Genomic DNA, 23,495 nt, shown 5'->3' on the forward strand with positions numbered 1-23,495 from the left:
GGTGAGTTCAGGCGCTGGCCTTAAGTCCGATCAACCCGGCAACGATCAACGCCACACTGGCTAGCCGAACCAGCGCCATGGATTCACCAAACAGAATGATTCCGGCAATCACCGTGCCCACGGCACCGACACCGGTCCAGATGGCATAGGCCGTGCCCAGGGGCAGTTCCTTCATCGCAAGGCCCAGCAGGCCAAGGCTGATAGCCATGGCCGCAACGGTCAATACGGTAGGGAGCGGGCGGCTGAAACCGTCGGTGTACTTCAGGCCGACAGCCCAACCGACTTCGAACAGGCCGGCAAAAAACAGAATGATCCAGGACATCACACACCTCCATCGATGGATGGGGTCGTCCCCGGATTTAGGTCGATCGAGTGGCGGGGTCGTCCCCGCGATGGGCATATAGATTGCCCATTATTGACCACTCGATCAAGTCTGTCTTTCAGTCCGCCGCTTGGCGGGCGAGCAGTTCACGGTCCTGCTTTTCGCTCATACGGCGGAAATACGTCGAGAGCAGCGCCCCGGAAATATTGTGCCAGACGCTGAACAGCGCGCTGGGCACCGCCGCCAGCGGCGAGAAATGCGCACTGGCTAGGGCTGCGCCCAGACCGGAGTTTTGCATGCCCACCTCCAGCGACAAGGTCTTGCGCTGGGCCAGTGGCAACCCGAACAGGCGAGCGGTGAAGTAACCCAACAGGTAACCGAAGCTGTTATGCAGCATCACGATCGCCATGATCAGCAGGCCGGACTCGGCGATCTTCGCCTGACTGGCCGCCACTACCGCCGCAACAATGATCACGATGCTCACTACCGAGATCAGCGGTAGCACTTCCACCGCGTGACGAACCCGCTCTCCCAACAGGCGTTGAGCAACGATGCCCAGCACGATAGGCAGCAGTACGATCTGCAGGATCGACCAGAAAAGCGCCGAGAACGACACCGGCAACCAGGCGGAAGCCAGCAGCCAGATCAGCGCCGGGGTCAGCAAAGGCGCGAGCAGGGTGGTAATGGCCGAAAGCGACACGGCCAAAGCCAGGTCGCCGCGGGCCAACCAGGTCATGACATTGGAGGAGGTGCCGCTCGGACAGCAACCCACCAGAATCACCCCGACGGCAATCTCCGGTGGCAGGCTGAATACTTGGCAGAGCAGCCACGCCACGCCGGGCATGATGACAAATTGTGCAATCACCCCCAGGACCACCCGCCCTGGATGACGGCCCACTTCGGCAAAGTCCTCCAGCTTGAGCGCCAGGCCCATGCCGAACATCACCAGCCCCAGCAAGGGGACGATGGCGACTTTCAGGTCGACGAACCATTGCGGTAGCAAGAATGCCAGCACGGCAAAAAACAGCACCCAGTAAGCGAAGGTATTGCCGACAAAACGACTCAATGCAGCCAGTGCGCGCATGACCTGATCCTTATTATTAAGTAGCACCACAAAAACAATGTGGGAGCGAGCCTGCTCGCGATGGCGGAGTATCAGGCAACCTGTCGGTAACTGTCACTCTGCCATCGCGAGCAGGCTCGCTCCCACAAGGGTAATCATTGGGCTGTCAGATCCCCTGAGGCATCTCTTCACCACCCAACGCTTCTACCAGCGCCGGCAGGAACTCGCCAAACGTCAACATCATCAGCGTGAAGCTGGCGTCCAGTTGGCCGAGGGCCTCGTCGCCGCCGTCCTGTTCCGCCTGGTCCTGCAGCAAGTCTTCGAACTTCAGGCGCTTGACCACCATTTTGTCGTCGAGCACGAAAGACAGCTTGTCCTGCCAGGCCAGCGACAGTTGGGTCACCACCTTGCCGGTGTTCAAGTGCAACTGGATTTCGTCGCTGGTCAGGTCCTGACGCTTGCAACGCACAATGCCGCCATCTTCGTGAGTGTCGCGCAGCTCGCATTCATCCAGCACGAAGAAATCGTCGGCGGCTTTCTGAGTCTTGACCCAGTCGGTCATGATGGCGGTGGGTGCGGTTTTCACAGTCAGTGGGCGCACCGGCAGCGAGCCGAGGACTTCGCGCAGGGTGGAGAGCAGGTCTTCGGCGCGTTTCGGGCTGGCGGAGTTGACCAGGATCAGACCCTGTTTCGGTGCGATGGCAGCGAAGGTGGACGAGCGACGAATGAACGCGCGAGGCAGAAACGCCTGGATGATTTCATCCTTGAGCTGGTCCCGTTCCTTTTTATAGACCTTGCGCATTTGTTCGGCTTCGATCTCTTCGACCTTTTCTTTCAGGGCATCGCGTACGACGCTGCCTGGCAGGATGCGTTCTTCCTTGCGTGCGGCGATCAGCAGGAAATCCTGGCTGATGTGCACCAGAGGTGCGTCTTCGCCTTTACCGAACGGCGCGACGAAACCGTAAGTGGTCAACTCCTGGCTTGCACATGGACGCGCCAGTTTGCTGGCCAGTGCAGTTTCCAACGCCTCGGCATCAAAAGGCAGATCTTGGGTCAGGCGATAGATAAGCAGGTTTTTGAACCACATGGGGTGAGTCTCTCCTTTATACAAAGGGGGGCATTATTCTCTTCGCGGCGCCATAGGCCAACCCTTCGCTAAGCCTTTGGAAGGCCTGAAAAAATTAAATTAAAAAGTGCTTGCCAGCTTTGAGGACGCTCCGTAGAATGCGCGCCACACCGAAAGCGAAGGGTGATTAGCTCAGCTGGGAGAGCGTCTGCCTTACAAGCAGAATGTCGGCGGTTCGATCCCGTCATCACCCACCATTCGCTCCAAAGTGTTACGCGCAGCGGTAGTTCAGTCGGTTAGAATACCGGCCTGTCACGCCGGGGGTCGCGGGTTCGAGTCCCGTCCGCTGCGCCATATTCGGTAATCTGGAACACTGAACGCCAGATCACCACAGAAAGCCCGCTAACGCGGGCTTTTTGCTGTTTGCAGTTCCTGCGGTGCACGTTAATCACATTTTTTGCTGAATAGTTAATTAAATCAGCACGTTACGAAAATTTGTGAGAGAATGCGCCCCGCATCGAAAGTGAAGGGTGATTAGCTCAGCTGGGAGAGCGTCTGCCTTACAAGCAGAATGTCGGCGGTTCGATCCCGTCATCACCCACCAAGCTTTCAATGTTACGCGCAGCGGTAGTTCAGTCGGTTAGAATACCGGCCTGTCACGCCGGGGGTCGCGGGTTCGAGTCCCGTCCGCTGCGCCATATTCGCTTCCACTTAGGCCCACTGAACGCCTGGAAGCTACCGAATAAGCGGCCCTTGGCCGCTTTTTTCGTTTATGGCGTTTCATCGCAATCCATCAGCAGCCCAGCAAACGGCACGGCCGTGATATAGCAGGTGCTGCCCCTCGGCGGATATGAGCATCAAATGGGTATGTGGGTCGTCGACAAGACCTGGCGCAACCCCATGAACGAGCGGATCTGCCGAACACCGGGCAGGTAAAGCAACTGTTCGGCATGCAGTCGATTGAAGCTGTGGCTGTCCTTGGTTCGCAGCAACATGAAATAGTCGAATTCTCCCGTCACCACATGGCATTCCATACAGCCGGATACCTTTTGTGCGGCCGCCTCGAAATCTGCAAAGGATTGCGGTGTGGAGCGGTCCAGTACCACGCCGATCAACACCACCATTCCCGCGTCCAGCGCCTCACTGTCCAGCAATGCGACGATGCCCTTGATCAGGCCGGCCTGCTTGAGCCGTTCGACGCGCCTGAGGCAAGCCGGCGCGCTCAGTTTCACCTTCTCTGCAAGCGCCACATTGGAGATGGAGGCATCGCGCTGCAGGGTCTTGAGAATCGCTCGGTCGGTTCGATCAAGCGGTTGCGGCGCCGCAGCTGTTTCTTCAGGCTTCTTGTGATTATTTGTTGCGCTCATCTCTCTTCCCGAACAACTAAAGTATGTTCTGTAATTGTTTGCGTAAATAATAGTTCTTTAAGTACCTTAGACTTGCAACACATATTTTTCATATTCTTCTTAATATTGAACTCATCGAAGCCCCCCTGAAATAGCCTGGAAGGCAGCCTTTGTCTTTCGGCCTGGTGCTTGGATATTCAATACACAAGGAGCAGAGTCATGAACCTGAATCGTTTCGAACGTTATCCGCTGACCTTTGGTCCCTCTCCCATCACCCCCTTGAAGCGTCTCAGCGAACATTTGGGCGGCAAGGTGCAGTTGTATGCCAAGCGTGAAGACTGCAACAGTGGCCTGGCTTTCGGCGGGAACAAAACCCGCAAGCTTGAATACCTGATTCCCGAAGCACTTGAGCAAGGCTGCGATACCCTGGTTTCCATCGGCGGAATCCAGTCGAACCAGACCCGCCAGGTAGCCGCCGTCGCTGCTCACCTGGGCATGAAGTGCGTACTGGTGCAGGAAAACTGGGTGAACTACTCCGATGCGGTGTATGACCGGGTAGGCAATATCGAGATGTCCCGGATCATGGGTGCAGAGGTACGTCTGGACGCCGCCGGGTTTGACATCGGCATTCGTCCTAGCTGGGAGAAGGCCATGAGCGACGTGGTCGAGCGAGGTGGCAAGCCATTCCCGATCCCGGCGGGGTGTTCCGAGCATCCCTACGGCGGCCTCGGGTTCGTGGGTTTCGCCGAAGAGGTACGGCAGCAGGAAAAAGAACTGGGCTTCAAGTTTGATTACATTGTGGTCTGTTCGGTGACCGGTAGTACCCAGGCCGGCATGGTGGTCGGTTTCGCTGCCGACGGCCGCTCGAAGAACGTCATCGGTATCGACGCCTCGGCCAAACCGGAGCAGACCAAGGCACAGATTCTGCGCATTGCCCGGCACACCGCTGAGTTGGTGGAGCTGGGTCGGGAGATCACTGAAGAGGACGTGGTCCTCGATACGCGCTTCGCCTACCCGGAATATGGCTTGCCCAACGACGGCACGCTGGAAGCTATCCGACTGTGCGCGAGCCTTGAGGGCGTACTGACAGACCCGGTGTATGAAGGTAAATCCATGCACGGGATGATTGATATGGTGCGTCGTGGTGAGTTCCCTGAAGGCTCGAAAGTGCTTTATGCGCATTTGGGCGGGGTTCCCGCGCTGAACGCCTATAGCTTCCTGTTCCGCAACGGATGATTGCGCTTCAAGTCCGTAAAGCGTTGACGCTAGCGGTGAGTAAGTTGTGGCGGGGAGCAAGCTCCCTTGCCACAGGTTCAATGTCGCACTTGCTGAGCCGCGCGGGACCCGGCCCCATCAGGCGCTATAGCGCTCTTGCAAGACACTTTTTGCCAGGTCCCTGGCCACCGACAAGATCTCCTCCACCTGCTTATCCATCGCGGCATCGGTTAACTCGACTTTACCCAGTTTAACGAAGCGCAATGTGTGGCCGCAGACAGATCCCAGCCAAGTCAGGCTGGGCAATGGGCTGACTTCGACATCAAGCAGGTAGCAGCCTTTCGATACTGAGCGCAGCAACTGGCTGGCATGACACAGGCTGGATGGATTCGATTCCGATGCCTCAGACCCGGCTCTGAGCCAGTCGAGCATGAACTCATGCGACTGCTTGACGACCAGATAGGCCACCTGGTCCCAGTCCTTGATCGCCAGCTGCAACGTGTCGATGAAGTATTCGGGCAGTTCGGCACTGGTGACAATAACGACACCCACATCCGTTAATGGCGCTTTTATCCAGACTGCGGATTGCGAAATCGTATGCATGAAAGTACTCCCGGTGATGGGTAGAGGCTAATTGCCTCAACGGTTCTCGCCGACGGCCAGAATGGTTGCCACCAAGGCCTGGGCGCGTGGAACCAGCGTGTCCAGTTCCAGGTATTCACGATCGGTGTGGACTTTGCCACCCACCGGCCCCAGACCACACAGGGTTGGAATGCCCAAGCTGGCGGTGAACCCGGAATCGGCGCAGCCGCCGGTGAATTCGCCCTCGACACTGAAGCCTAGCGCCAGTGCTTGTTGTTGATAGATGTGCAGCAGTTGCTCGCTGTGCCGTGCTTCCATCGGCAGGAAGGTCGTCGCTTCCTTGAGGATGGCGCTCGTGCCGGGCAGTTCCTCTTCAGCGACGATGCCTTGGATGGCGGCGAATATCTGCTCCCAGTGTTGCGACTCGATAAACCGTACATCCAGCTTGGCCGAGGCGTTGGGCGCGACAGTGTTGCTGGAGGTGCCGCCGGCGATCAGCCCGATATTGGTGGTGATGCCTGCGGGGTAATCGGTCAGGGCATGCAGTTTGACGATCTTTCGGGCCAGCGCCTCGATGGCGCTGGCCCCGTCGGCATGGTTGACGCCGGAGTGCGCAGCGCGGCCGCTGACTTCGATGACCAGTGTGGCCCCGCCTTTACGGGCGCTGACCACATTGCCGCTGGCCCGTCCCGGCTCGGTATTGAGTACGGCGCGGGCTGATTTGGCGGCGCTTTCGATATGGCTGCGGGCGCTGCCAGAGCCGATTTCTTCGTCACCGGTATAGAGCACCTGCACCGGGCAGGGCAAAGGACCGACGCGCTTGAGTGCCTTGAGGGCGAAGCAGTTGAGCACCAACCCACCTTTCATGTCGGCTACGCCGGGGCCGTAGGCGAGGTCGCCATCGCGGCTGAAGCCACGGGTGGTGGTCGTGCCCTTGGGGAATACCGTGTCGCGATGGCCCAGCAACAGCACCGGCTTGCCAGCCTCGCCGGGTACTTGGGCAAGCAGTACGTCGCCAAAACCTTCGACCGGCATCCGCTTGAGCTCGATACCGTCGGCCTCCAGTTCCGCTGCGAGCAATGCGCCCACGGCATCGACCCCCGCCTTGTCATAGCTGTTGGAATCGGTATCGACCAGACGCTGCAACAACGACTCCATGGCGGGGCGCTGGCCGGCGAGCCAGTCCAGCGCCTGTTGGTGGGTCTCGCTCATTGCGCACGCTCCCGTGCCCGATGTTCCTCGCTCAGACGTGCCGCATCGTTGCCCAGGTCCCAGAACAGCCCGGCCATGATCTGCAGACTTTCTTTGACCACCGGTGCCAGCAAGTGCTCGTTGGGCGCATGTTGTGAACAGGCCGGGTACGAATGCGGCACCCACAAGGTCGGCAGGCCGAGCACGTCGGCAAACACGTCGTTGGGCAAGGAGCCGCCAAGGTTGGGCAGCAGCGCCGGTTTCTTTCCGGTGGTTTGCGTCAACGAGTCGAGCGCCCAGTTGACCCATGGGCTTTGCGGGTCCAGCCGGGTGGCGTGCATGACATCGATGCGGCTTTGCTTGACCTCGACATTGTTGAAACCATGGGCATCCAGGTGAGCGCGCACGGCGGGGATAAAGGTCGTGTAATCGCTGTTTACCACAAAGCGGATATGGCAGTGAGCGTTGGCCTTGCCGGGGATTGCATGCACCGGGGCGTCTGGATTGCCAGTCTTGAAGGCAATGACATCGAGGGTGTTCCAGCCAAAGACTTTCTCGCTCAGCGACAGATCCGGGTGGCCCCAGTTGGCGTCGATTTGCGGATCATCCGGCCCGCCACCGACTTCGATGTCGGCCAGCGCCTGTCGCACCGAATCCGGCAGTGCGCTGGGCTGCAAGCCCTCGACTTTTACCCGGCCATGTTCGTCGATCATGCTGGCGATGGCGTTGGCCAGGATGATGCCGGGATTGGCCAGCAGCCCGCCCCAATTACCGGAGTGGTGTGCGCCTTCGCGCAGATTGACCGCCAGCTCGAAGTTGAACACCCCGCGTGAGCCTAGAAAAATGGTAGGCCGTGTTGCGGCCAGACGCGGGCCGTCCGAGGCGATGAAGATATCCGCCGCCAGCTCCTTGCGGTGGGCGGCACAGAACGCATTGAGGCCGGGGGAACCTTCTTCTTCGCCCATTTCCAGCAGCAGTTTGACGTTGAAGCCGAGCTTGCCTTCGCGGGCCTTGAGGGTCTGCTCCAGCGCGGTGATGTTGATCAGGTGCTGGCCTTTGTTATCGGCGGTGCCGCGCCCGTACCAGCGATCACCTTCGACGGTGACTTGCCACGGTGACAAGCCTTCACGCCATTGTGCCGCATAGCCGCGCACCACATCACCATGACCATAGCTGAGTACGGTGGGCAGCTGCGGGTGTTCAATGCGCGTGGCGATCATGAATGGTCCGCGTTCCGCTACCGGGTTGTCGTAGATTTTTACGCTGAAACCCAGCGCCTCGACATGCGGAGTGATGAACTCGTTGAGGTAGCGATACAACTCAGGTTGGCTGTCTTGCGCCTGGCTTTCGGTGGGCAGGGCGACACTACGTTCGAGCAGGTTGAAAAAAGCACCGTTGTCGAACTGTTCGAGGGTGTTGCTGATGGCCTGGGAACGACTCATGAGTGGACAAGCTCCAGTGTTTGGGTGGGACTGTCGTGCAGGTGGCAACGTACGTTGCCGCCGATAATTGGATCGTTGGCCGGATAGGCCGTTTTGCAACGGTCCATGCAGTTCGGGCAGCGCGGGTGAAAGGTGCAGCCGGTTGGCGGGGACATCGGGTTGGGGAAGGCGCCGTGCAGGCCGATGTCTGGAATGCCCAAGCGCGGATCGGGGGTCAGCACCGAATCGAGCAATGCGCGGGTATACGGATGGCCGGGTTCGGCGAACAGCGACTGGCGGGTGCGTTCTTCGACAATACGCCCCAGATACATCACGGCCACCCGGTCGGCGAGGTGCTCGATAACCGCCAGGTTGTGGCTGATCAGCAAATAGGTCAGGCCGAATTCGCGCTTGAGGTCTTGCAACAGATTGAGGATCTGCGCCTGCACTGACACGTCCAGCGCCGAAGTCGGCTCGTCGCAGATCAACACATCAGGACGCATGACCAGCGCCCTGGCAATCGCCACGCGCTGGCGCTGGCCGCCGGATAACTGGGCTGGATAGCTATCGATCACGCGCTTGGGAAGGCCGACTACATCCAGCATTTGTTCGGTTTTCTTGCGGCGCTCGGTGGCCGTGCCGATGTCGTGGACGATCAACGGCAGGGTGATGATTTCGCGCAGGGTCTTGCGGGGGTTCAGCGATGAATACGGATCCTGGAAGATCGGCTGGATACGCCGGGACATCTCCTTGCGATCTGTCGCTGGCAGATGTTTGCCATTGACCAGCACGTCGCCTTGAGTGGGCTGTAGCAGGCCGAGCAGGATCTTGGCCAGGGTGCTTTTGCCGCAACCGGACTCACCCACCAGACCGAGGGTTTCACCGCGCATCAGGCGCAGTGATACGCCATCAACCGCTTTCAGTGTGGCGGCAGGTTTGAAAAAGCCTTTGCTGATACGGAACTCGCGACGGATATCGCACAGCTCCAGAGCGATGTCTTTTTTCATGAGCGGGCACTCTCTTTAACCAGCATCGGTTTCAGGCCGGAAGCCGCCAGCAGGCAGCGCGCCATATGTCCGTCCTGGTGCACTTCGGGCACATCCCGGGCACACGCCTGGACGGTGTGCGCGCAACGATTGCGAAAGGCACACCCGTGTTGTTCACCCACCAGGCTCGGCACCAGACCGGGAATCGAGCCCAGCGCTTCGCCCGGTTTGGTCCGCCCTGGAATCGGGATGCTGGCCAGCAGGCCACGGGTGTACGGATGCCGCGGGTTCTCGAAGAGTTGTCGGGCGGGAGCGCTTTCGACGATTTCCCCGGCATACATCACGGCCACCCGGTCGGCGATGCGGGCCACCAGGCCAAGGTCGTGGGTGATAAAGATCACCGCCAGCCCCAGTTCTTTCTGAATATCGCGGATCAGGCGCAGGATTTGCGCCTGAATGGTCACGTCCAGTGCGGTGGTCGGCTCGTCAGCGATGATCAGGTCGGGCTCGCACATCAACGCCATGGCGATAATCACCCGCTGGCGCAACCCCCCGGAGAGTTGATGCGGGTACTGACGCAGACGCTCGCCGGCATTGCTGATGCCGACCTTTTCCAGCATTTGCGCGGCGCGGGCCAGCGCATCCTTGCGCGACACCTTGCGGTGCCGGGTCAGCACTTCACTGAGCTGGTCGCCAATGCTGTAGGCCGGGTTCAGCGCGGTCATGGGCTCCTGGAAGATCATCGCCAGACGGTTGCCGCGCAGGTCGCACATGCTTCGCTCGCTCTGGCCGAGCAGGTCGATGCCGTCCAGTGTCAGTCGGCTGGCGGTGCGCTTGGCCTTGCGGGGCAGCAGGTCCATGAGTGCCAGCGAGGTCAGGGATTTGCCGCAGCCGGACTCTCCGACAATGCACAGCATCTCGCCGCGCTCGACCTGAAAATCCAGGCCGCGCACCGCATGCAGCATGTCATCCGCTGTCGGGTTATGGCCCATGGGAATGTCCACCCGCAGGTTTTCAACATGGAGTAGTGCCATGTCCGGTACTCCTCTATCAGTCTCAGTTGCGGCCATCGGGCAGGATCAGATCGCGCAGGCCGTCGCCGACCAGATTGATGCCCAGCACCAGAATCATCAGGGCGATACCTGGGATGGCGATGACCCACGGGGAGAAGAACATGTAGGGTTTGCCCTCTGCGATCATCAGTCCCCAGGACGGCGTCGGCGGTTGTACGCCCACCCCGAGGAACGACAGCGCTGACTCCAGCAGGATCGCGTGGGCCATTTCCAGGGTCGCGACCACGATCAGCGCGCCAACCAGATTGGGCAGGATTTCACTGACCAGAATGCGCAGGGTCGAACAGCCCAGGGCTTGTGCCGAGGCAACATATTCGGCATCGCGAATTTGTTGCACCGAGGCCCGAACCACCACGGCGAAGCGGTCCCAGAGCAGGCAACCGAGCAGAATGATCACCACCTTCAGCGAGCCGCCCATCAACGAGGCAGAGGCCAGGGCCACCATGACCACAGGCAGCGCCAGCCGAGTGGTGATCAGGTAGCTGATAAACGCATCCACCTTGCCACCGTAGTAACCGGCCAGCAGACCCATGACGGTGCCGATGACGCCGGAAATCAGCGCCGCCGCAACGCCGATAAACAGTGAAATACGGGCGCCGTAGAGCAACCGTGAGAGGTAATCGCGGCCCAGCTTGTCGGTGCCCAAGACATATTCCCAAGTGCCGTTAGCCATCCAGACCGGAGGCTTCATGCGCAACATCACGTCTTGCGCATAAGGGTCATAAGGCGCCAGCCATGGCGCGAACAGCGCACCAGCAAAAATGATCAGCAGCAACGCACTGCCGATGGCGAAGCCGCGGTGGCGAAAGCTTTTGCCAAGCACCCGGCTCAGGCTACTTGGTGGGGGCAGGTAGTCGTTGATCGCGAGGGTAACGGGGGTACTCATGAAGGGCTCCTAGCGCACGCGAATGCGCGGGTCGAGCAGTGCGTTGAGCACATCGGCCAGCAAGGTGAGGATGATGTAGATCACCGCAATCAACAGGACCACGGCCTGGACTACCGGGAAGTCGTCACGGGCGATGGCGTCCCAGGCGAGTTGTCCGATGCCTTGCAGGGAAAACACGGTTTCGATCACCACCGAACCGCCGAGCATGAAGCCGAACTCCACCGCTGCCAGTGCGACGACCGGAATCAATGCATTGCGCAATGCATGCTTGAACAACACCTGCGCAGGGCGCAGCCCCTTGGCGCGAGCGGTGCGGATGTAATCGCAACTGAGCACATCCAGCATGCCTGCGCGGGTCAGGCGCATGATGGCCGGCGTTGCGTAGTACCCCAAGGCAATGGCCGGCATGACGAAATGCAGCATGCTTGAGTTGCCGGAGACTGGCAGCCACTTGAGCGTCACCGCAAACACTACGATCAGCATCAGCGCAAACCAGAAACTGGGCATTGCCTGGCCCAGTACCGCGATGCTCAAGGCCAGTCGATCAACCCAGGTGTCGCGTTTGATCGCGGCCAGTACGCCCAGGGGAATCGCCACCAGCAAGGCGATACCCAGCGCCATGGCACCTAACCCGAGGGTGATCGGCAAACGGCTGGCGACGAGGTTATAGACCGACTCCTGAAAGAAAAAGGAGTTGCCCAGGTCCAGCCGCAGCAAACCGCCCAGCCAGTTGACGTACTGGGTGGGAAGCGGTTTGTTCAAGCCGTATTGCACACGGATCTGTTCGATCTGTTCGCTGGTGGCTTCCGGCCCGCCAATGGCCGTGGCCAGGTCGCCGGACAGATGCAACAGAGAGAAGCTGATCACCGACACGGTAATGGCGACGCAAAAAGCGATGCCCAGACGGCGTAGAAGGAACCCAAGCATGGCAAGTTTCCTCATGTTCAATGGATGACAGGTGGAGGACGTGGCCGTGGGGGGCTGGCCCACGCGCCACGGAATCGCTCGCTCAATCCGCCCGGTTGCGGATTACTTCCAACTGGACTGAACGAAACGCGGCAGTTCATCCGGATACGGCGTGAATGCCAGTTCGGAGGTGTAGGCGTAGTTCATCGAGTAGTTGAACAGCGGGGCCCAGTACGCCTGTTCGCTGATGCGCTGCAACGCCTTGCGGTAGTTGTCCTTGCGCACTTGCGGATCGAGGGCGTTATCGGCGCTCTGCAACCAGTTTTGGACTTGCGGGTCTTTGATGTTGTCGTCCGGATTGCCCTTGAACCAGGTGCCGGCCGACGCCGAGGTGTCGAGGATCGAGAACGAGCCCCAGGCCTGGAACGACATGGGCACCTTTCCGCCACGTTGCTGATCTCGTAGGGCGGCGTACTTCAAGTAGCGCAGCTTGGCGTTGATGCCCACCGCCCGCAGGTTGCCGATGATGGCTTCGACGTAATCACGGTCGCGATAAGCGAATATTTCCGTCTCGAAGCCATTTGGGTAACCGGCCTCGGCGAGCAGCGCGCGGGCTTTGGCCGGGTCAAAGTTGTAGACAGTGGCCGCAGAGGTATCGCAACCGAACTGGCGTGGATAACACGCAACCTGTAAGGGCTTGGCTTCGCCACCCACCAACTGCGTCGCCAGTGCCTCGCGGTTGATCGCATGGTTGATCGCTTGACGCACCTTGAGGTTTTTCATTGGCGAGTTTTCGCTGGAGGTGCCTCGAGCATCAAGAATCAGGAAACCGATGCGCATGGTTTCGGCGCTGGTTACGGTGAGGTTCGGTATACCTTTGAGGTCGATTGCCTGATCCGAGGTGACGCGCCAGATCCAGTCGACACCGCCGGTCATCAACTCGGCCAGGCGAGTTTCTGCATCCGGGATTACCCGAAACTTGAGGTGAGCGATATGTGGCTTGCCCTGTGGGCTGTCCGCAAAGTAGTCCTTGTTGATCGCCATGCTCACGCCTTCGCCGGCCACCACCGACAGGGCTTTATACGGTCCGGTGCCCACTGGCTTGCGACTGAATTCGGCCAGGCCGACCTTCTCGAAGTATTGCTTGGGGAACATCGGAACGGCGTTGGACAGGTATTCCAGCGCAGGAGGGAAAGGCTTCTTCAAATACAGGCGGACACTGTAGTCACCGGTTTTTTCGGCGCTCTTGATCCAGTCTACGTTTTGCACGGTCACGACTTTCGCTTCGGGCGACACCACGTAGTTGAGGGTGAACACCACGTCGTCGGCGGTGAAGGGGTCGCCGTTGTGAAATTTGACGCCTTTGCGTAGCTCAAGGTCGATGGTGGTGTCGTCGACCTGTTTCCAGCCGGTGGCCAGCATGGGCTTGTATTCGCCGCTGGTGGGATCGCGGTAGATCAGGTTGTCCCAGATCAGCCGGCCGAGAATCACTCCTTCGCGGAGATCGTTGTGATAGGGGCTGACGTTTTCAGGTTCGCTGTCGGAAGCGTAAACCAGGGTGTCGTTGGCTTTGTCGGCATGAGCCGCAAAGCTGTTGATCAAACCCATCAGCGCGATACTGCAGGCGAAACCTTTGATGCCCATGCCGTCGTCTCCGTTGGCGAGAGTGGTTGAATCAAAGGGCAGCGAATCGCAAATGCGGTAAATGAGGAGGAGAAGCTCAGGCGATGTTTTTTTTGGTCTGGACACGAATGTAGGGAAAGGCTATCAATGCCACAAGTACAATCTTTCGATACTTTCTTTGCCAAAAAGGCAATGCTCGGAGGTTCCGATGCAGTTGTATGGCGTGCAGTCCACGGCATTGCGCTATTTCCTGGAAGTAGCCAGGTGCGGATCGGTCAGTGAAGCTTCGGTGCGGCTCAATGTTGCGGCGTCAGCGGTGAGCCGACAGATTTCCAAGCTTGAGTTGGCTCTGGATGCCAGCCTGTTTGAGCGTCGTGCCCGAGGCATGGTGCTCAGCGAGGCCGGGACGCGATTGGCGGCTTATGCGCGCAAGTCGCAGCTTGAGGCTGAGCAGGTGGTGCTGGAAATTACCGAGCTGCATGGCTTGCAACGGGGGCATGTGCATGTCGCCTGCTCGGAAGGTTTTGCATTGGAGTACATGCCCAGGAGCATCAGCGCATTCAGGCGTGAGTACCAGGGCATCCATTTCACATTGGAGGTTTGCGCGCCTGCGCAAGCGACTGAAAAAGTACGTTCCGGCGAAGCCGATCTGGCGATGACCTTCAGCCTGTCGCCGCAGAAGGAAATCAAGGTCGAACATGTCTTGAGCGGGGCTATTTTTGCAGTGGTTTCCAATTCCCACCCCTTGGCCGGGCGTGAAGCGGTCAGCCTCGCCGAGTTGCAACCCTGGCCCATTGCGTTGCCTAAGGCCGATACCACGATACGGCAACTGTTCGACATTTGTTGTGGTGTACAGGGGTTGTTGTTCGATCCGGTACTGACCACTAATTACGTGGCCGCGCTTTACAGCTTCGTCCGCGAGGAAGGCGTCATTAGCCTGGCCAGCGAGATGACCTTGCACAAACAGGTGGCGGACAAGCAGTTGCAGTGCCTGCCAATCCTGGATGAAGGGATGCAGGCACGGCGCATCGAACTGCAAAGCATGGCTGGACGCAATTTGCCGGCGGCGGTTTCTGCGTTCAAGGATTTTCTGATTGCAGAACTGGTGAACACCAAGCACGGTTGAAGTGGCGAGGCAACGGCGCAAGGCTGTTCGCTTATCCCCGATGGGCTGCGCAGCAGCCCCAAAAAAAAGATTGAATCCCACGCTCCGTTATTTACTGCTCGGCATTGCGGCTATGACGGTAATCGCTGACCGCCTCATACACCGCTTTGCGCAAACGGTTGATGCCGCCGATGGGGCGATGGGCCTCAATGCCGAACCACGGGTTGAAGGACTGGTTGTCGCAGGCCAGGTTCAGCTTGGGCGTATCGAAATCCTGGGCCGGCACGGTGATTCGCGCCACTGTCTCGAACGGTGCGTCACTTTCTCGCCATTCAATACTGGTGTCTTCGATCGGCATGAACTTGCTCGGGTCCTGGCGCTGGATCTGCAGGACAAAACACGCCGGTATCCGGTCTGTGGATAACTGTTGCGTCAGTGTACTTCGCAAGAAATTCGGCAGTGCCTGGTTTTGTGCGGGCAGGGTGTAGCTCGGGCAGTTATCCGGGTCGGGCGCTACGCGAAATTTCGCGTTGGCCTCGCCAAACTTGTAGGGCGATACCGAAAAATACGTGGTCTGGGTCGGGCTGTCAGGGGCCGGTGAAAGTGTCTCCAGGGCGATGAACAGGTGGCGGATCTGCCAGCTCCGGGGATCCAGGCTCGGAAAGAACGCCATCGCCTTTTTTCCATCGGCCTGGGCGGCTACATTCTGACGATATTCGGCGACATCGCTGACGAAGAAGTTCGGATGATTGAACATCACAAAATCCTGTTCACCTTGTGACAGTCGGTCCCCCAGCAATTGTTTGCCCGGCACGCCCAGCAGCTTGATCGCCATCCCTCGCGCATCGCGCAGGCTGTCGAACTGTGGGTAGGCGTTGCCGTTGGACAAGCGAATCGTCGCTTGCCAGACCTTCCCCGGCTCGGCAAATACACCCTGGCGCAACGGTGCTGGCAGATTGTCCGGCACCTGCACTTGCGCCATGACGCAGCCGTGGGCTTTGGCATGGGCATCACGCAGGTAGCGCGTGCCTTCGCGGTGCTGATCGACGATACGGATGGCGGTCTGGATGATGTCCTGGGTCATGGCCGCTTCGCCGGGTGGAATCTGCTCTTTATCCGAGACCGGCCCGCTGTGTTGCCAGGCGAACCAGGCCGTGGCCAGCGCCCAGCCGAGCAGCCCGATGCCCAGCAACCACAGGAGCGTCTTGCCCAAAAAGGCGCCGAGGCGCAGCCAGAGCGTAATCAGCATGGGTCAATCCTTTTGCCTGAGGGGTTCATCATCACAGTTGCGACTCCAGCGGCCCGCCCAGTACCTTGAGGTACTCCAGCAACGCCCAGCGTTCCTGTGGCTGCAGCAGCCGACCGATCACGCCGTTACCCCGCTCACCAGCGCGAAACTCATGACCACTGTTGTGGTTGCCGGTAATCCGGGTGTCGAACAAAAAGCCATTCGTGAAGGCTTCTGTGCGATAGCCCAGGTGCCGTGGGTCGTATTCGAAGCTGCCTTTATAGAAGGTGATCGCCCGTTCGTCCTGAGGGGACAGCAACTGATAGATCGTCGGCACCGAGCCGTTATGCAGGAAGGGCGGCGTGGCCCAGACGCCAGCCAGGGGCCGGGCTTTGTAGGCGCGCAGCTCGCGCACGCCGATGGGCAGGCCAAAACCGTCCAGCGCCGGACGCTCCAGCGGTGTGACGCCCGCGTCACGGTAAGCCCGCTCTTCCACGAACGCGGTAACGTAGGCCAAGCCTTTGGCGACTGAAACCTGGCTCAAATCCAGCGGCGTCGTCGGGGTCGGATGCAGTTGTACGTCCAGTTTGGCCAGTTCGGCCGGATTCCATTGCAGGCTGGTCAGATCGAAACGGTGGTCGGCAATGTTGTTAGCGGTACCCGGATCGGTGCCGATCACCTTCACCGGCAACATGTTCAGGTGCTGGACGGGCCTGTCAGGACCTTGAACCACGTTGGGGACATGGCAGCCGGCACAGTTTTCGACGAACAGCGCCCGGCCTTGTGCGGCCAACGGCATATCGATAGCGCCAAGCAGTTCCTGAGGCCACTCCGGGGCCTTGAGCAACTGCAGGGTTTCTTCAATCTTGTGCAGATCGCGAACGCGCACGCTGGAGGGGTATCGCGCATCACCTTGCAATGGTTTGCCCTGGGCGTCGAAGAAATTCAACGTGGCGCCGACACCCAGTGCTTCGCCGACGTTGCGGGCCATCGGTTGCTGGGCCGAACCGTTCCACTGCACCCAGTCGAATGTCCATATGTCCCACAACTGCGGGTAATCCACAGGTGCGTTGGCGACCCGGTAATTCTTGTCGGAGATGGCATCGCCGAAGCTGGCATTGGCAATCCGTCCAAAGGCATCTGTACGGCCAGGTCCTTCTTCGGTGGGGTAGAGGCCGCGATGAGTGTCGTTCCAGGCCACGCGCAAGAATGTATCCAAGGAGGCTTTGAATGATTTGCGCAGCTGTTCATGGCGGGCGTCGTAGTCCTGCCCCAGGACCTGGCGGGCAAAGCGTTCGAATTTCCAGGGGTTGTAGTAGGTCGAGGCCAGGCTGGCGACCAATGCTTGTCCGAAACTGCCACCGCGTAATGTAGGAACGCTGGAAGGCAGGACGTGCTGGGCCGAGCCCCCGTCGATCCGTATCGCCTGGCCCTTGAAGCGCAGCTCACCGGTGTGACAGGCGGCGCAGGTGATATCCAGGAACTGGTCGGCGCTGCCCGGATTCTGGTGGCGGGTGAAACCTACGGGCAGATTGCCGGGATTGTCCGCCGAGGGTTTCTGCGCCGGGTCCACCAGAAAGCCGAATCGAGCCAGGTATTCAGGCGAAGCGAAGCGCTGTTGCGAGAACGGCAATTCGAGGGCGGTGAACCAGTCGTAGCGCAGGCCTTTGACTTGAGTGCCCTGAGGGGTGAAATAGTACGTCTGGCGTTCGGCGGCGCTCCATTGATCCAGATAATGCACCTGTTCCACCGGTGTATAGGTCGGCAGACGAGGATTGGCAACGTAATAGAGCACCACGGCCACGGCGATGACGAGCAGCGCAAGGAGCAACAAGAGAAGGCGAGATAGCAGGCGCACAGTAACGTCCTTGTTTTTTTTGATATGCCCTTATGCCTCAGTGCCGCGTGGCCGGCAAGTGGCCATTACCGATGGGGCTGCGGGGGAGTGGCAATTTGTCCCTGTACGTAATAGATGACAGATGCTTCATCCGCCCAGGATTAAAAAGCGTTTGGGACCGTGAACTTATCAGTGCTTTGCTGCTCACATGCCGGTAGCCATTGGTCGTGGCCGCCTGATAAGCTCGCGGCTTTACTCGATTGCCCTTTTGGCGCATGAACAAGGAAATAGCATGAAACAGCATCGGTTGGCGGCGGCGGTGGCCCTGGTTGGCCTGGTACTCGCGGGTTGTGACTCGCAGACCAGCGTAGAGCTGAAAACCCCGGCGCAGAAAGCTTCCTACGGCATTGGCCTGAACATGGGCAAAAGCCTGGCTCAGGAAGGTATGGATGACCTGGATTCCAAAGCAGTGGCCCAGGGCATCGAAGATGCCGTCGGCAAGAAAGAACAGAAGCTGAAAGACGAAGAACTGGTCGAAGCCTTTGCCGCACTGCAAAAGCGTGCCGAAGAGCGTATGGCCAAGATGAGCGAAGAGTCGGCAGCCGCCGGCAAAAAATTCCTCGAGGAAAACGGCAAGAAGGAAGGTGTTACCACCACCGCTTCCGGCCTGCAGTACGAAGTGGTCAAGAAAGCCGACGGCCCTCAGCCTAAGCCGACTGATGTCGTGACTGTTCACTACACCGGTAAGTTGACTGACGGTAAGGTGTTCGACAGCTCCGTGGAGCGTGGCAGCCCGATTGACCTGCCGGTCAGCGGTGTGATCCCGGGTTGGGTCGAAGGCCTGCAACTGATGCATGTCGGCGAGAAGTACAAACTGTACATCCCGAGCGAACTGGCCTACGGCGCCCAAAGCCCGAGCCCGGCCATCCCCGCCAATTCGGTTCTGGTGTTTGACCTGGAACTGCTGGGGATCAAGGATCCGGCAAAAGAAGACGCAGCCAAGTAACCGCGGCTGCTATAACGACAACGCCTCGCTTATGCGGGGCGTTGTCGTATCCGGGCGTTGGTAAACGGCAAAAAACCGAACGCTCGGCGCGGGTTATAGTCATAGGCAATACAGACGCTGTGCTAGACCCAGTCGGGCCGTCAAGTCAATGAAATATTGGGTTTTTTTATGTGAGTAAAAAACGCCCGATCTGACTGGGGGCCTTATTTGACGGGGGCTTCAGCGCGTAAATGCAGCTCTGTTCACAAGGTTATCCACAATTTGTGTGGATAACATTTCAGTGGGAGAAAACATGAAGGCTCCGTGGAATTTTGCGCGTTTTCTGCCGCTGGCAGGACGACTGCTGGCCCGCGGTCGATTGCCGACGTTGTTGTTTGCCGTCGCCAGCAAAGGCGCCCGAGAGGGCGGTCGGTTAGGCAAGCTCAAGGAGGATCTGCGTTTGCTGCAGGCCCTGTGCCTGGCCTACTGGCGTGGCGAATATCGGGCCGTCAGCGCCAAGTCGCTGCTGTCGATCGTGGCCGGGCTGATGTACTTCCTCAGCCCCCTGGACGCGATTCCGGATTTCCTGCCCATGTTCGGCATGTTTGACGATATCGCCGTACTGGCGTGGATCATGAAGACCCTCGACAGTGAACTCGAAGCCTTCCGCGCCTGGCGCTATCGGCAATCCCCCGAAAAGCTCGCTCAAGTCGAGCGGCTTCCCGACACCCCGGAACAGCTCCAGCTCCAAGGGCAGAAAAAGCACTGATCCGGTTCTGTTTGCCTTATGAGATTGATCGCCCCGCGACCTTAGCCGCTATTAGGATTACACTTCCAAGGAAAAAGCTGACTCGCTAAGTGTTGTTGTCCTACGGGGTAGACATGGATATTCAAATAATCACACGCGACGGAGAGCCCGAATACGCGGTTTTACCGTGGGATCAGTACCAGTCGCTATTGAAGGCAGCCGGCATCAATCAAGCTCCGCCGCAGGAAGCCACAGTCCGTCACGCGGCGGCACCCGGCCAGGTTCTTCCTGGTCTGGATCAACTACGCAGTTTGCGCGAAGGGAAGGGCATCGCCATTGAGGCGTTGGCCCGCACAGTAGGTATAAGCCCGTCTTATCTGGCCATGATCGAAAGTGGCGAGCGTCAGCCCGATGCCGCGATTCGGCGCAGTTTGGCCTGGGAGTTGACGGTGCCGGGTTGGAGGGATCAATCGTGAGTGTTCGTATCAGTCGGCAGCATTGGGATGGGTTGTTGGGTGAACTGGATCAGGCGCGCCGCCAGCGCCATTTGTTGACGTACCGGGCCTTGCTGGAGCGTTTGCAGCTTCCCAGCCCGGCCATGCAGACCTTGACTGCGGCCCTTGAACACTTGGCAGCACTGGATGCCCGGGCTGAACAGCCGCTGCGAAGTTCGTTGGTCATCAGCCAGGGGGCAAGCCGGTTGCCGCGTACCGGCTTCTTCGAGTGCGTTGAGCGTCTTGGGCGCTTTTCCGGGCCTTCCGATGGTGTCGCGGCCGCTTCCTGGCACGCCTCGGAAGTGGTCCGGGTATTCGAATACGAGTACCCCGAATCAGCGGAGGCCTGAATGCTCTGGCGCATCAAGGCGCGGGCCGGTTACTGGCTGGCGCGTCGATTGTTTCATTGGTCCTGGTTTGTTCGACAGCCCCGTGGCTGGTCCTGGCTGGAAGGTCAATTTGCCCGCATGGCGAACCTGGGGGACGTCGGCGCGCAAAGTTTCTATGGGCATATCCTGACGTTCCGCGGCCAGGGCTTGGGTGCCCGGGAAGAAGGTGTTCGCCTGTTGCGCCTGGCGGCGCTGGCCGGTGATGGCAAGGCTGCCTATCAAGTCGGTGTGATCAGCCTGGCCGGTTCCGCCAGCAAGGCGCCGGATCCGATAGAAGCGGCGCGCTGGTGGGGTTTGGCGGCAAAAGCCGGCCATCCGTTGGCGGAGGTCAAGCTCAAGGCGCTCGAAGGCTACGACCAGTAGTTTTATCCACAGGCATTTTTGAACCCTTCTTTCCTTTCGGCGGTTCGTTTGTCGAGTGGGGCTATTTAGCGAATCGCCCTACATTCACCGCCTCCTTACCTGACTTATTTCCCCAGGCATCCCCGGCAAAGTCTCGCGCTCCCTGAGTGCTGCGAGACGTCTGCCCATGTTCGATCGTTTTTCCCTGCCGGCCCCTGATCGAGCCGTGTCCTGATGGATCAGGTGCACCGTATCGAGCAGGAACTCGACAGCTTCAAAGACACCCTGACGCTCTACCGCGAGCAGCTCGACCGCTGGTACAGCCAGACGGCGGACCGCGCCAGCCATGCGGCCGACCTGCCTTCGCTGATGGGCATGGAGCGGCTGATTCGTTTCGGTGACAGCAGCTCCGCTGTCAGCATCGGCGACGATGATTTCCTCTCCACCGTTGTCCAGTGCCCCTCGGCCGGGCCGGTGACCATCGAGAGCAAACTGGAGTCGGTGTACGACATTCCGCTGGGCGGCATCGTGGTGGATGTGGTGGCCGTGGACAGCGGCGAGGTCACGCCCGTCACCCTGAATGCCGAGGGCCTGGGGACTTTCCAGGGGACGGCGGGTAAGTCCTATCGGGTTCACGTCCAGGACAAAGTATCCCCCCAGACAATCGCCGACCTGTTTTCTTCCTACGACGGCCTGAACAACGATCTGACGCAGTGGCTGCGCGGGCAGTGGCAGGGCTTCAAGCCGCAGTGGGCGCAGCAATCATTGGCGACTTCGGCGGCCGCGGTGGGCAATGGTTTGCTCGCAGGCAGTTGGGCGGCGATTGAGGGGGTGTGGGACAGCATCAGTCTGCTGTCGGACATCCTCAAGAACCCTGGCAAGTTTGTAGACCGGCTGGGCGAAAGTGCGGATCAGCTAAGCGCCATGGCGGAAAAAACGCCGTTGCTCATGGCCAGGCTGCAATTGCTGGCCAGCGACGAAGCGGCGTTGTGCCTGCTGGTGCGCACCGCCAGCCTCTGGCTGGAGATGCTGCCGCCCAGTGAGGTTGCCGGTGAAACCGCTGAAGCGCTCGCTACGGCGGTGGTGCAACTGGTGATCGACTTGCTGATCGGCGTCGTCCTGACCTTCGCCGGGGCGGGGACCGGTGTTGCTTACTTGGCCATGCGTCTAGGCCAGTTTGGCGGGCGTCTGCTGAGCGCCGCGCAGCGATTCATCAACGCGATCTTCGCGGTGGTCAACGGTTTCATGACCTATGTGGACCGCTACAAAACCGTGGCGGCGCGGGGGATCGCGGCTGGAGTGAAGAAGGGCCGGATGCAACTGCGCTGGGACGCGCAGCGCAATACCACGCTGAAAAAGGACGAATCCTACGACGACGCCCCCAACCAATCGAAAAACCCCAACGGTGACAGCGCCGACACCGCGGCCCTGACCCAGACCAGCGGCTGCCCGGTGTCGATGGTCACCGGCGAAGAACTGCTGACCCTGGACGACGGCACCCTCGATGGCCGGCTGCCGTTTGTCTTCACCCGCTTGTACCGCACCAGCGCGGTGGACCTGGACATCGGCCTGGGTCGCGGCTGGAGTCATGCTCTGGCGCATCGCCTGTTGCTTGAGGGCGAGCAGGTCATCTGGATCGACCAGGAAAACCGCCGTACGACGTTTCCGCTGCCCAGCGAGCAACGCCCGACGATCCACAACAGCCTGGCCCGCGCGGCGATTTACCTCGGAGTGGAACCGGACGAACTGATCATCGCCCAGCCGGGCGAAGACGCGCCTTTCCTACACTTTCGAGACGGCCATCTGACCGCCCTCAGCGACCGCTACGCCAACCGCCTGACGATCAAGCGCAACATCCATGGCGACATCAGCCGCCTGGACAACGGCGCCGGGCGCGCCCTGCGCTTGCGTTATGAGCAACGTCACCTGGTTGCCATCGACTACCAGAGCTTTCACCCGGCCCTGACCCTGGACGACGCCTGGCGCACCGAACAGACCCTGGTGGCTTACCGCTACGACGCCCGCTGGCGACTGATCGAGGCGACCAACGCCGCCGGTGAAAGCGAACGCTACGACTACGACGACCAGCACGTCATCCTGCAACGGCAACTGGCCGGCGGTGCGAGTTTCTTCTGGGAGTGGCAAGGGGCAGGCCGCGCAGCCCGCTGCGTGCGGCACTGGGCCTCGTTTGCGCAGATGGACAGCCGCTACACCTGGGGCGAGGACGGGCAGGTCACGGTCCAGCAYCTKGATGGCAGCCAGGAGGTGTACGTCCACGACGAGCGGGCACGGCTGGTGCGCAAGGTCGAGCCCGATGGCGGCGAGCACCTCAAGGCCTATGACCCCCAGGGCCGGCTGATCGCCGAACAGGACCCGCTGGGCGCCGTCACCGAATACCGCTACGACGAAGCCGGACGGCTGGTGGCGCTGATTCCGCCGGACGARGAASCRACGTCCTACGAATACCGCCACGGTTTCCTGCRYGCCCGYTCRCGCGGCAAGGCCGTGTGGCAATACCGGCGCAACGCCCAGGGCGATGTGATCGAGGCCATCGATCCGCACGGCCAGAGCACCGGCTATGACTACGATGCCCAGGGGCAGTTGCTGGCGATCCGTTACCCCGACGGTAGCGAGCATCGGTTTACCCGCAATCAACTGGGCCAACTGACCGAAGAAACCCTGCCTGA

At 59.9% G+C, this 23,495-nt stretch carries 22 protein-coding genes and 4 tRNA genes; 12 read left to right on the plus strand and 14 right to left on the minus strand.

What is annotated here, in order from left to right; all coding sequences use genetic code 11:
* Positions 1–7 precede the first annotated feature (7 nt).
* The 3 genes from sugE to rdgC form a co-directional block, all read right to left on the minus strand.
* Entirely contained in the window at positions 8–322 is a 315-nt protein-coding gene (sugE, locus tag CRX69_RS06545; protein WP_047228696.1) for a quaternary ammonium compound efflux SMR transporter SugE, read from the minus strand.
* Between the two features lie 118 nt (positions 323–440).
* Complete coding sequence (locus CRX69_RS06550; protein ID WP_107321747.1) at positions 441–1,406, minus strand: bile acid:sodium symporter family protein; 966 nt, start codon at positions 1,404–1,406, stop codon at positions 441–443.
* 145 nt (positions 1,407–1,551) lie between these two features.
* Positions 1,552–2,472, minus strand: a complete 921-nt coding sequence (rdgC, locus tag CRX69_RS06555; RefSeq protein ID WP_047228694.1) for a recombination-associated protein RdgC — start codon at positions 2,470–2,472, stop codon at positions 1,552–1,554.
* Between the two features lie 160 nt (positions 2,473–2,632).
* On the opposite strand from rdgC, the gene CRX69_RS06560 reads away from it, so the two are divergent.
* From CRX69_RS06560 to CRX69_RS06575, 4 genes are all read left to right on the plus strand, one after another.
* A tRNA-Val gene (locus CRX69_RS06560) sits at positions 2,633–2,708 on the plus strand.
* 20 nt (positions 2,709–2,728) lie between these two features.
* Positions 2,729–2,805: transfer RNA gene (locus CRX69_RS06565), tRNA-Asp, on the plus strand.
* A gap of 174 nt (positions 2,806–2,979) precedes the next feature.
* Positions 2,980–3,055 (plus strand) — tRNA-Val (locus CRX69_RS06570).
* A 17-nt stretch (positions 3,056–3,072) separates the two neighbouring features.
* A tRNA-Asp gene (locus CRX69_RS06575) sits at positions 3,073–3,149 on the plus strand.
* 159 nt (positions 3,150–3,308) lie between these two features.
* Here the strand turns inward: CRX69_RS06575 and CRX69_RS06580 are convergent.
* Entirely contained in the window at positions 3,309–3,818 is a 510-nt protein-coding gene (locus CRX69_RS06580) for an Lrp/AsnC family transcriptional regulator (protein WP_047230462.1), read from the minus strand.
* A 198-nt stretch (positions 3,819–4,016) separates the two neighbouring features.
* Between CRX69_RS06580 and CRX69_RS06585 the strand changes: the two genes are divergently transcribed.
* A complete protein-coding gene (locus CRX69_RS06585) occupies positions 4,017–5,033 on the plus strand; it encodes a 1-aminocyclopropane-1-carboxylate deaminase (protein WP_047230463.1) in 1,017 nt (338 codons plus the stop codon).
* Between the two features lie 117 nt (positions 5,034–5,150).
* Here the strand turns inward: CRX69_RS06585 and CRX69_RS06590 are convergent, their stop codons facing one another.
* The 8 genes from CRX69_RS06590 to CRX69_RS06625 form a co-directional block, all read right to left on the minus strand.
* Positions 5,151–5,615 carry a hypothetical protein gene (locus CRX69_RS06590; protein WP_047230464.1) on the minus strand — a complete coding sequence of 155 codons (465 nt, stop codon included), beginning with the start codon at positions 5,613–5,615 and terminating at the stop codon, positions 5,151–5,153.
* A gap of 36 nt (positions 5,616–5,651) precedes the next feature.
* Positions 5,652–6,806, minus strand: coding sequence for a M20 family metallopeptidase (locus tag CRX69_RS06595; RefSeq protein ID WP_047230465.1), 1,155 nt, complete (start codon positions 6,804–6,806; stop codon positions 5,652–5,654).
* On the minus strand, positions 6,803–8,227 hold the full coding sequence (locus CRX69_RS06600) for a M20 family metallopeptidase (protein ID WP_047230466.1): 1,425 nt from the start codon (positions 8,225–8,227) through the stop codon (positions 6,803–6,805). The genes CRX69_RS06595 and CRX69_RS06600 overlap by 4 nt, the downstream gene beginning before the upstream one ends.
* Positions 8,224–9,213 carry an ABC transporter ATP-binding protein gene (locus CRX69_RS06605; protein WP_107321748.1) on the minus strand — a complete coding sequence of 330 codons (990 nt, stop codon included), beginning with the start codon at positions 9,211–9,213 and terminating at the stop codon, positions 8,224–8,226. The genes CRX69_RS06600 and CRX69_RS06605 overlap by 4 nt, the downstream gene beginning before the upstream one ends.
* Complete coding sequence (locus CRX69_RS06610) at positions 9,210–10,226, minus strand: ABC transporter ATP-binding protein (RefSeq protein ID WP_107321749.1); 1,017 nt, start codon at positions 10,224–10,226, stop codon at positions 9,210–9,212. Before CRX69_RS06610 ends, CRX69_RS06605 begins: the two co-directional genes overlap by 4 nt.
* A gap of 22 nt (positions 10,227–10,248) precedes the next feature.
* Positions 10,249–11,151, minus strand: coding sequence for an ABC transporter permease (locus tag CRX69_RS06615; RefSeq protein ID WP_047230469.1), 903 nt, complete (start codon positions 11,149–11,151; stop codon positions 10,249–10,251).
* 9 nt (positions 11,152–11,160) lie between these two features.
* Entirely contained in the window at positions 11,161–12,078 is a 918-nt protein-coding gene (locus tag CRX69_RS06620) for an ABC transporter permease (RefSeq protein WP_047230470.1), read from the minus strand.
* Between the two features lie 102 nt (positions 12,079–12,180).
* Entirely contained in the window at positions 12,181–13,701 is a 1,521-nt protein-coding gene (locus CRX69_RS06625; protein ID WP_047230471.1) for an ABC transporter substrate-binding protein, read from the minus strand.
* Between the two features lie 187 nt (positions 13,702–13,888).
* On the opposite strand from CRX69_RS06625, the gene CRX69_RS06630 reads away from it, so the two are divergent.
* Positions 13,889–14,806, plus strand: coding sequence for a LysR substrate-binding domain-containing protein (locus CRX69_RS06630; protein WP_047230472.1), 918 nt, complete (start codon positions 13,889–13,891; stop codon positions 14,804–14,806).
* 91 nt (positions 14,807–14,897) lie between these two features.
* On the opposite strand, the gene CRX69_RS06635 is transcribed toward CRX69_RS06630, so the two are convergent.
* Complete coding sequence (locus CRX69_RS06635) at positions 14,898–16,034, minus strand: catalase family protein (protein ID WP_107321750.1); 1,137 nt, start codon at positions 16,032–16,034, stop codon at positions 14,898–14,900.
* Between the two features lie 31 nt (positions 16,035–16,065).
* On the minus strand, positions 16,066–17,871 hold the full coding sequence (locus CRX69_RS06640) for a di-heme-cytochrome C peroxidase (protein WP_047230474.1): 1,806 nt from the start codon (positions 17,869–17,871) through the stop codon (positions 16,066–16,068).
* 271 nt (positions 17,872–18,142) lie between these two features.
* On the opposite strand from CRX69_RS06640, the gene CRX69_RS06645 reads away from it, so the two are divergent.
* From CRX69_RS06645 to CRX69_RS06670, 6 genes are all read left to right on the plus strand, one after another.
* Complete coding sequence (locus CRX69_RS06645) at positions 18,143–18,856, plus strand: BamJ family beta-barrel-assembly machinery protein (protein WP_076383781.1); 714 nt, start codon at positions 18,143–18,145, stop codon at positions 18,854–18,856.
* 292 nt (positions 18,857–19,148) lie between these two features.
* Entirely contained in the window at positions 19,149–19,604 is a 456-nt protein-coding gene (locus CRX69_RS06650) for a YkvA family protein (protein WP_076383782.1), read from the plus strand.
* Positions 19,605–19,717: 113 nt separating this feature from the next.
* Entirely contained in the window at positions 19,718–20,059 is a 342-nt protein-coding gene (locus CRX69_RS06655) for a helix-turn-helix domain-containing protein (RefSeq protein ID WP_076386572.1), read from the plus strand.
* Positions 20,056–20,427, plus strand: a complete 372-nt coding sequence (locus CRX69_RS06660) for a hypothetical protein (RefSeq protein WP_003179080.1) — start codon at positions 20,056–20,058, stop codon at positions 20,425–20,427. The genes CRX69_RS06655 and CRX69_RS06660 overlap by 4 nt, the downstream gene beginning before the upstream one ends.
* Complete coding sequence (locus CRX69_RS06665) at positions 20,428–20,829, plus strand: SEL1-like repeat protein (RefSeq protein ID WP_047230478.1); 402 nt, start codon at positions 20,428–20,430, stop codon at positions 20,827–20,829.
* A 213-nt stretch (positions 20,830–21,042) separates the two neighbouring features.
* Positions 21,043–23,495: DUF6531 domain-containing protein (locus CRX69_RS06670; RefSeq protein ID WP_240539586.1), on the plus strand; the 2,453-nt coding region annotated here is incomplete at its 3' end.

Origin of the sequence: Pseudomonas rhizophila (genome assembly GCF_003033885.1) — a bacterium.
In the GTDB taxonomy this organism is placed as follows: Bacteria; Pseudomonadota; Gammaproteobacteria; order Pseudomonadales; family Pseudomonadaceae; genus Aquipseudomonas; species Aquipseudomonas rhizophila.

What these genes read in the sequence shown, in the direction of transcription:
- CRX69_RS06580 (WP_047230462.1), bottom strand. Translation starts at nt 3,818, where the DNA reads ATGAGCGCAACAAATAATCACAAGAAGCCTGAAGAAACAGCTGCGGCG.
- rdgC (WP_047228694.1), bottom strand. Translation starts at nt 2,472, where the DNA reads ATGTGGTTCAAAAACCTGCTTATCTATCGCCTGACCCAAGATCTGCCT.
- CRX69_RS06585 (WP_047230463.1), top strand. Translation starts at nt 4,017, where the DNA reads ATGAACCTGAATCGTTTCGAACGTTATCCGCTGACCTTTGGTCCCTCT.
- CRX69_RS06630 (WP_047230472.1), top strand. Translation starts at nt 13,889, where the DNA reads ATGCAGTTGTATGGCGTGCAGTCCACGGCATTGCGCTATTTCCTGGAA.
- CRX69_RS06610 (WP_107321749.1), bottom strand. Translation starts at nt 10,226, where the DNA reads ATGGCACTACTCCATGTTGAAAACCTGCGGGTGGACATTCCCATGGGC.
- CRX69_RS06590 (WP_047230464.1), bottom strand. Translation starts at nt 5,615, where the DNA reads ATGCATACGATTTCGCAATCCGCAGTCTGGATAAAAGCGCCATTAACG.
- CRX69_RS06635 (WP_107321750.1), bottom strand. Translation starts at nt 16,034, where the DNA reads ATGCTGATTACGCTCTGGCTGCGCCTCGGCGCCTTTTTGGGCAAGACG.
- CRX69_RS06625 (WP_047230471.1), bottom strand. Translation starts at nt 13,701, where the DNA reads ATGGGCATCAAAGGTTTCGCCTGCAGTATCGCGCTGATGGGTTTGATC.
- CRX69_RS06615 (WP_047230469.1), bottom strand. Translation starts at nt 11,151, where the DNA reads ATGAGTACCCCCGTTACCCTCGCGATCAACGACTACCTGCCCCCACCA.
- CRX69_RS06600 (WP_047230466.1), bottom strand. Translation starts at nt 8,227, where the DNA reads ATGAGTCGTTCCCAGGCCATCAGCAACACCCTCGAACAGTTCGACAAC.
- CRX69_RS06650 (WP_076383782.1), top strand. Translation starts at nt 19,149, where the DNA reads ATGAAGGCTCCGTGGAATTTTGCGCGTTTTCTGCCGCTGGCAGGACGA.
- CRX69_RS06645 (WP_076383781.1), top strand. Translation starts at nt 18,143, where the DNA reads ATGAAACAGCATCGGTTGGCGGCGGCGGTGGCCCTGGTTGGCCTGGTA.
- CRX69_RS06550 (WP_107321747.1), bottom strand. Translation starts at nt 1,406, where the DNA reads ATGCGCGCACTGGCTGCATTGAGTCGTTTTGTCGGCAATACCTTCGCT.
- CRX69_RS06655 (WP_076386572.1), top strand. Translation starts at nt 19,718, where the DNA reads ATGGATATTCAAATAATCACACGCGACGGAGAGCCCGAATACGCGGTT.
- CRX69_RS06620 (WP_047230470.1), bottom strand. Translation starts at nt 12,078, where the DNA reads ATGCTTGGGTTCCTTCTACGCCGTCTGGGCATCGCTTTTTGCGTCGCC.
- CRX69_RS06595 (WP_047230465.1), bottom strand. Translation starts at nt 6,806, where the DNA reads ATGAGCGAGACCCACCAACAGGCGCTGGACTGGCTCGCCGGCCAGCGC.
- CRX69_RS06665 (WP_047230478.1), top strand. Translation starts at nt 20,428, where the DNA reads ATGCTCTGGCGCATCAAGGCGCGGGCCGGTTACTGGCTGGCGCGTCGA.
- CRX69_RS06605 (WP_107321748.1), bottom strand. Translation starts at nt 9,213, where the DNA reads ATGAAAAAAGACATCGCTCTGGAGCTGTGCGATATCCGTCGCGAGTTC.
- sugE (WP_047228696.1), bottom strand. Translation starts at nt 322, where the DNA reads ATGTCCTGGATCATTCTGTTTTTTGCCGGCCTGTTCGAAGTCGGTTGG.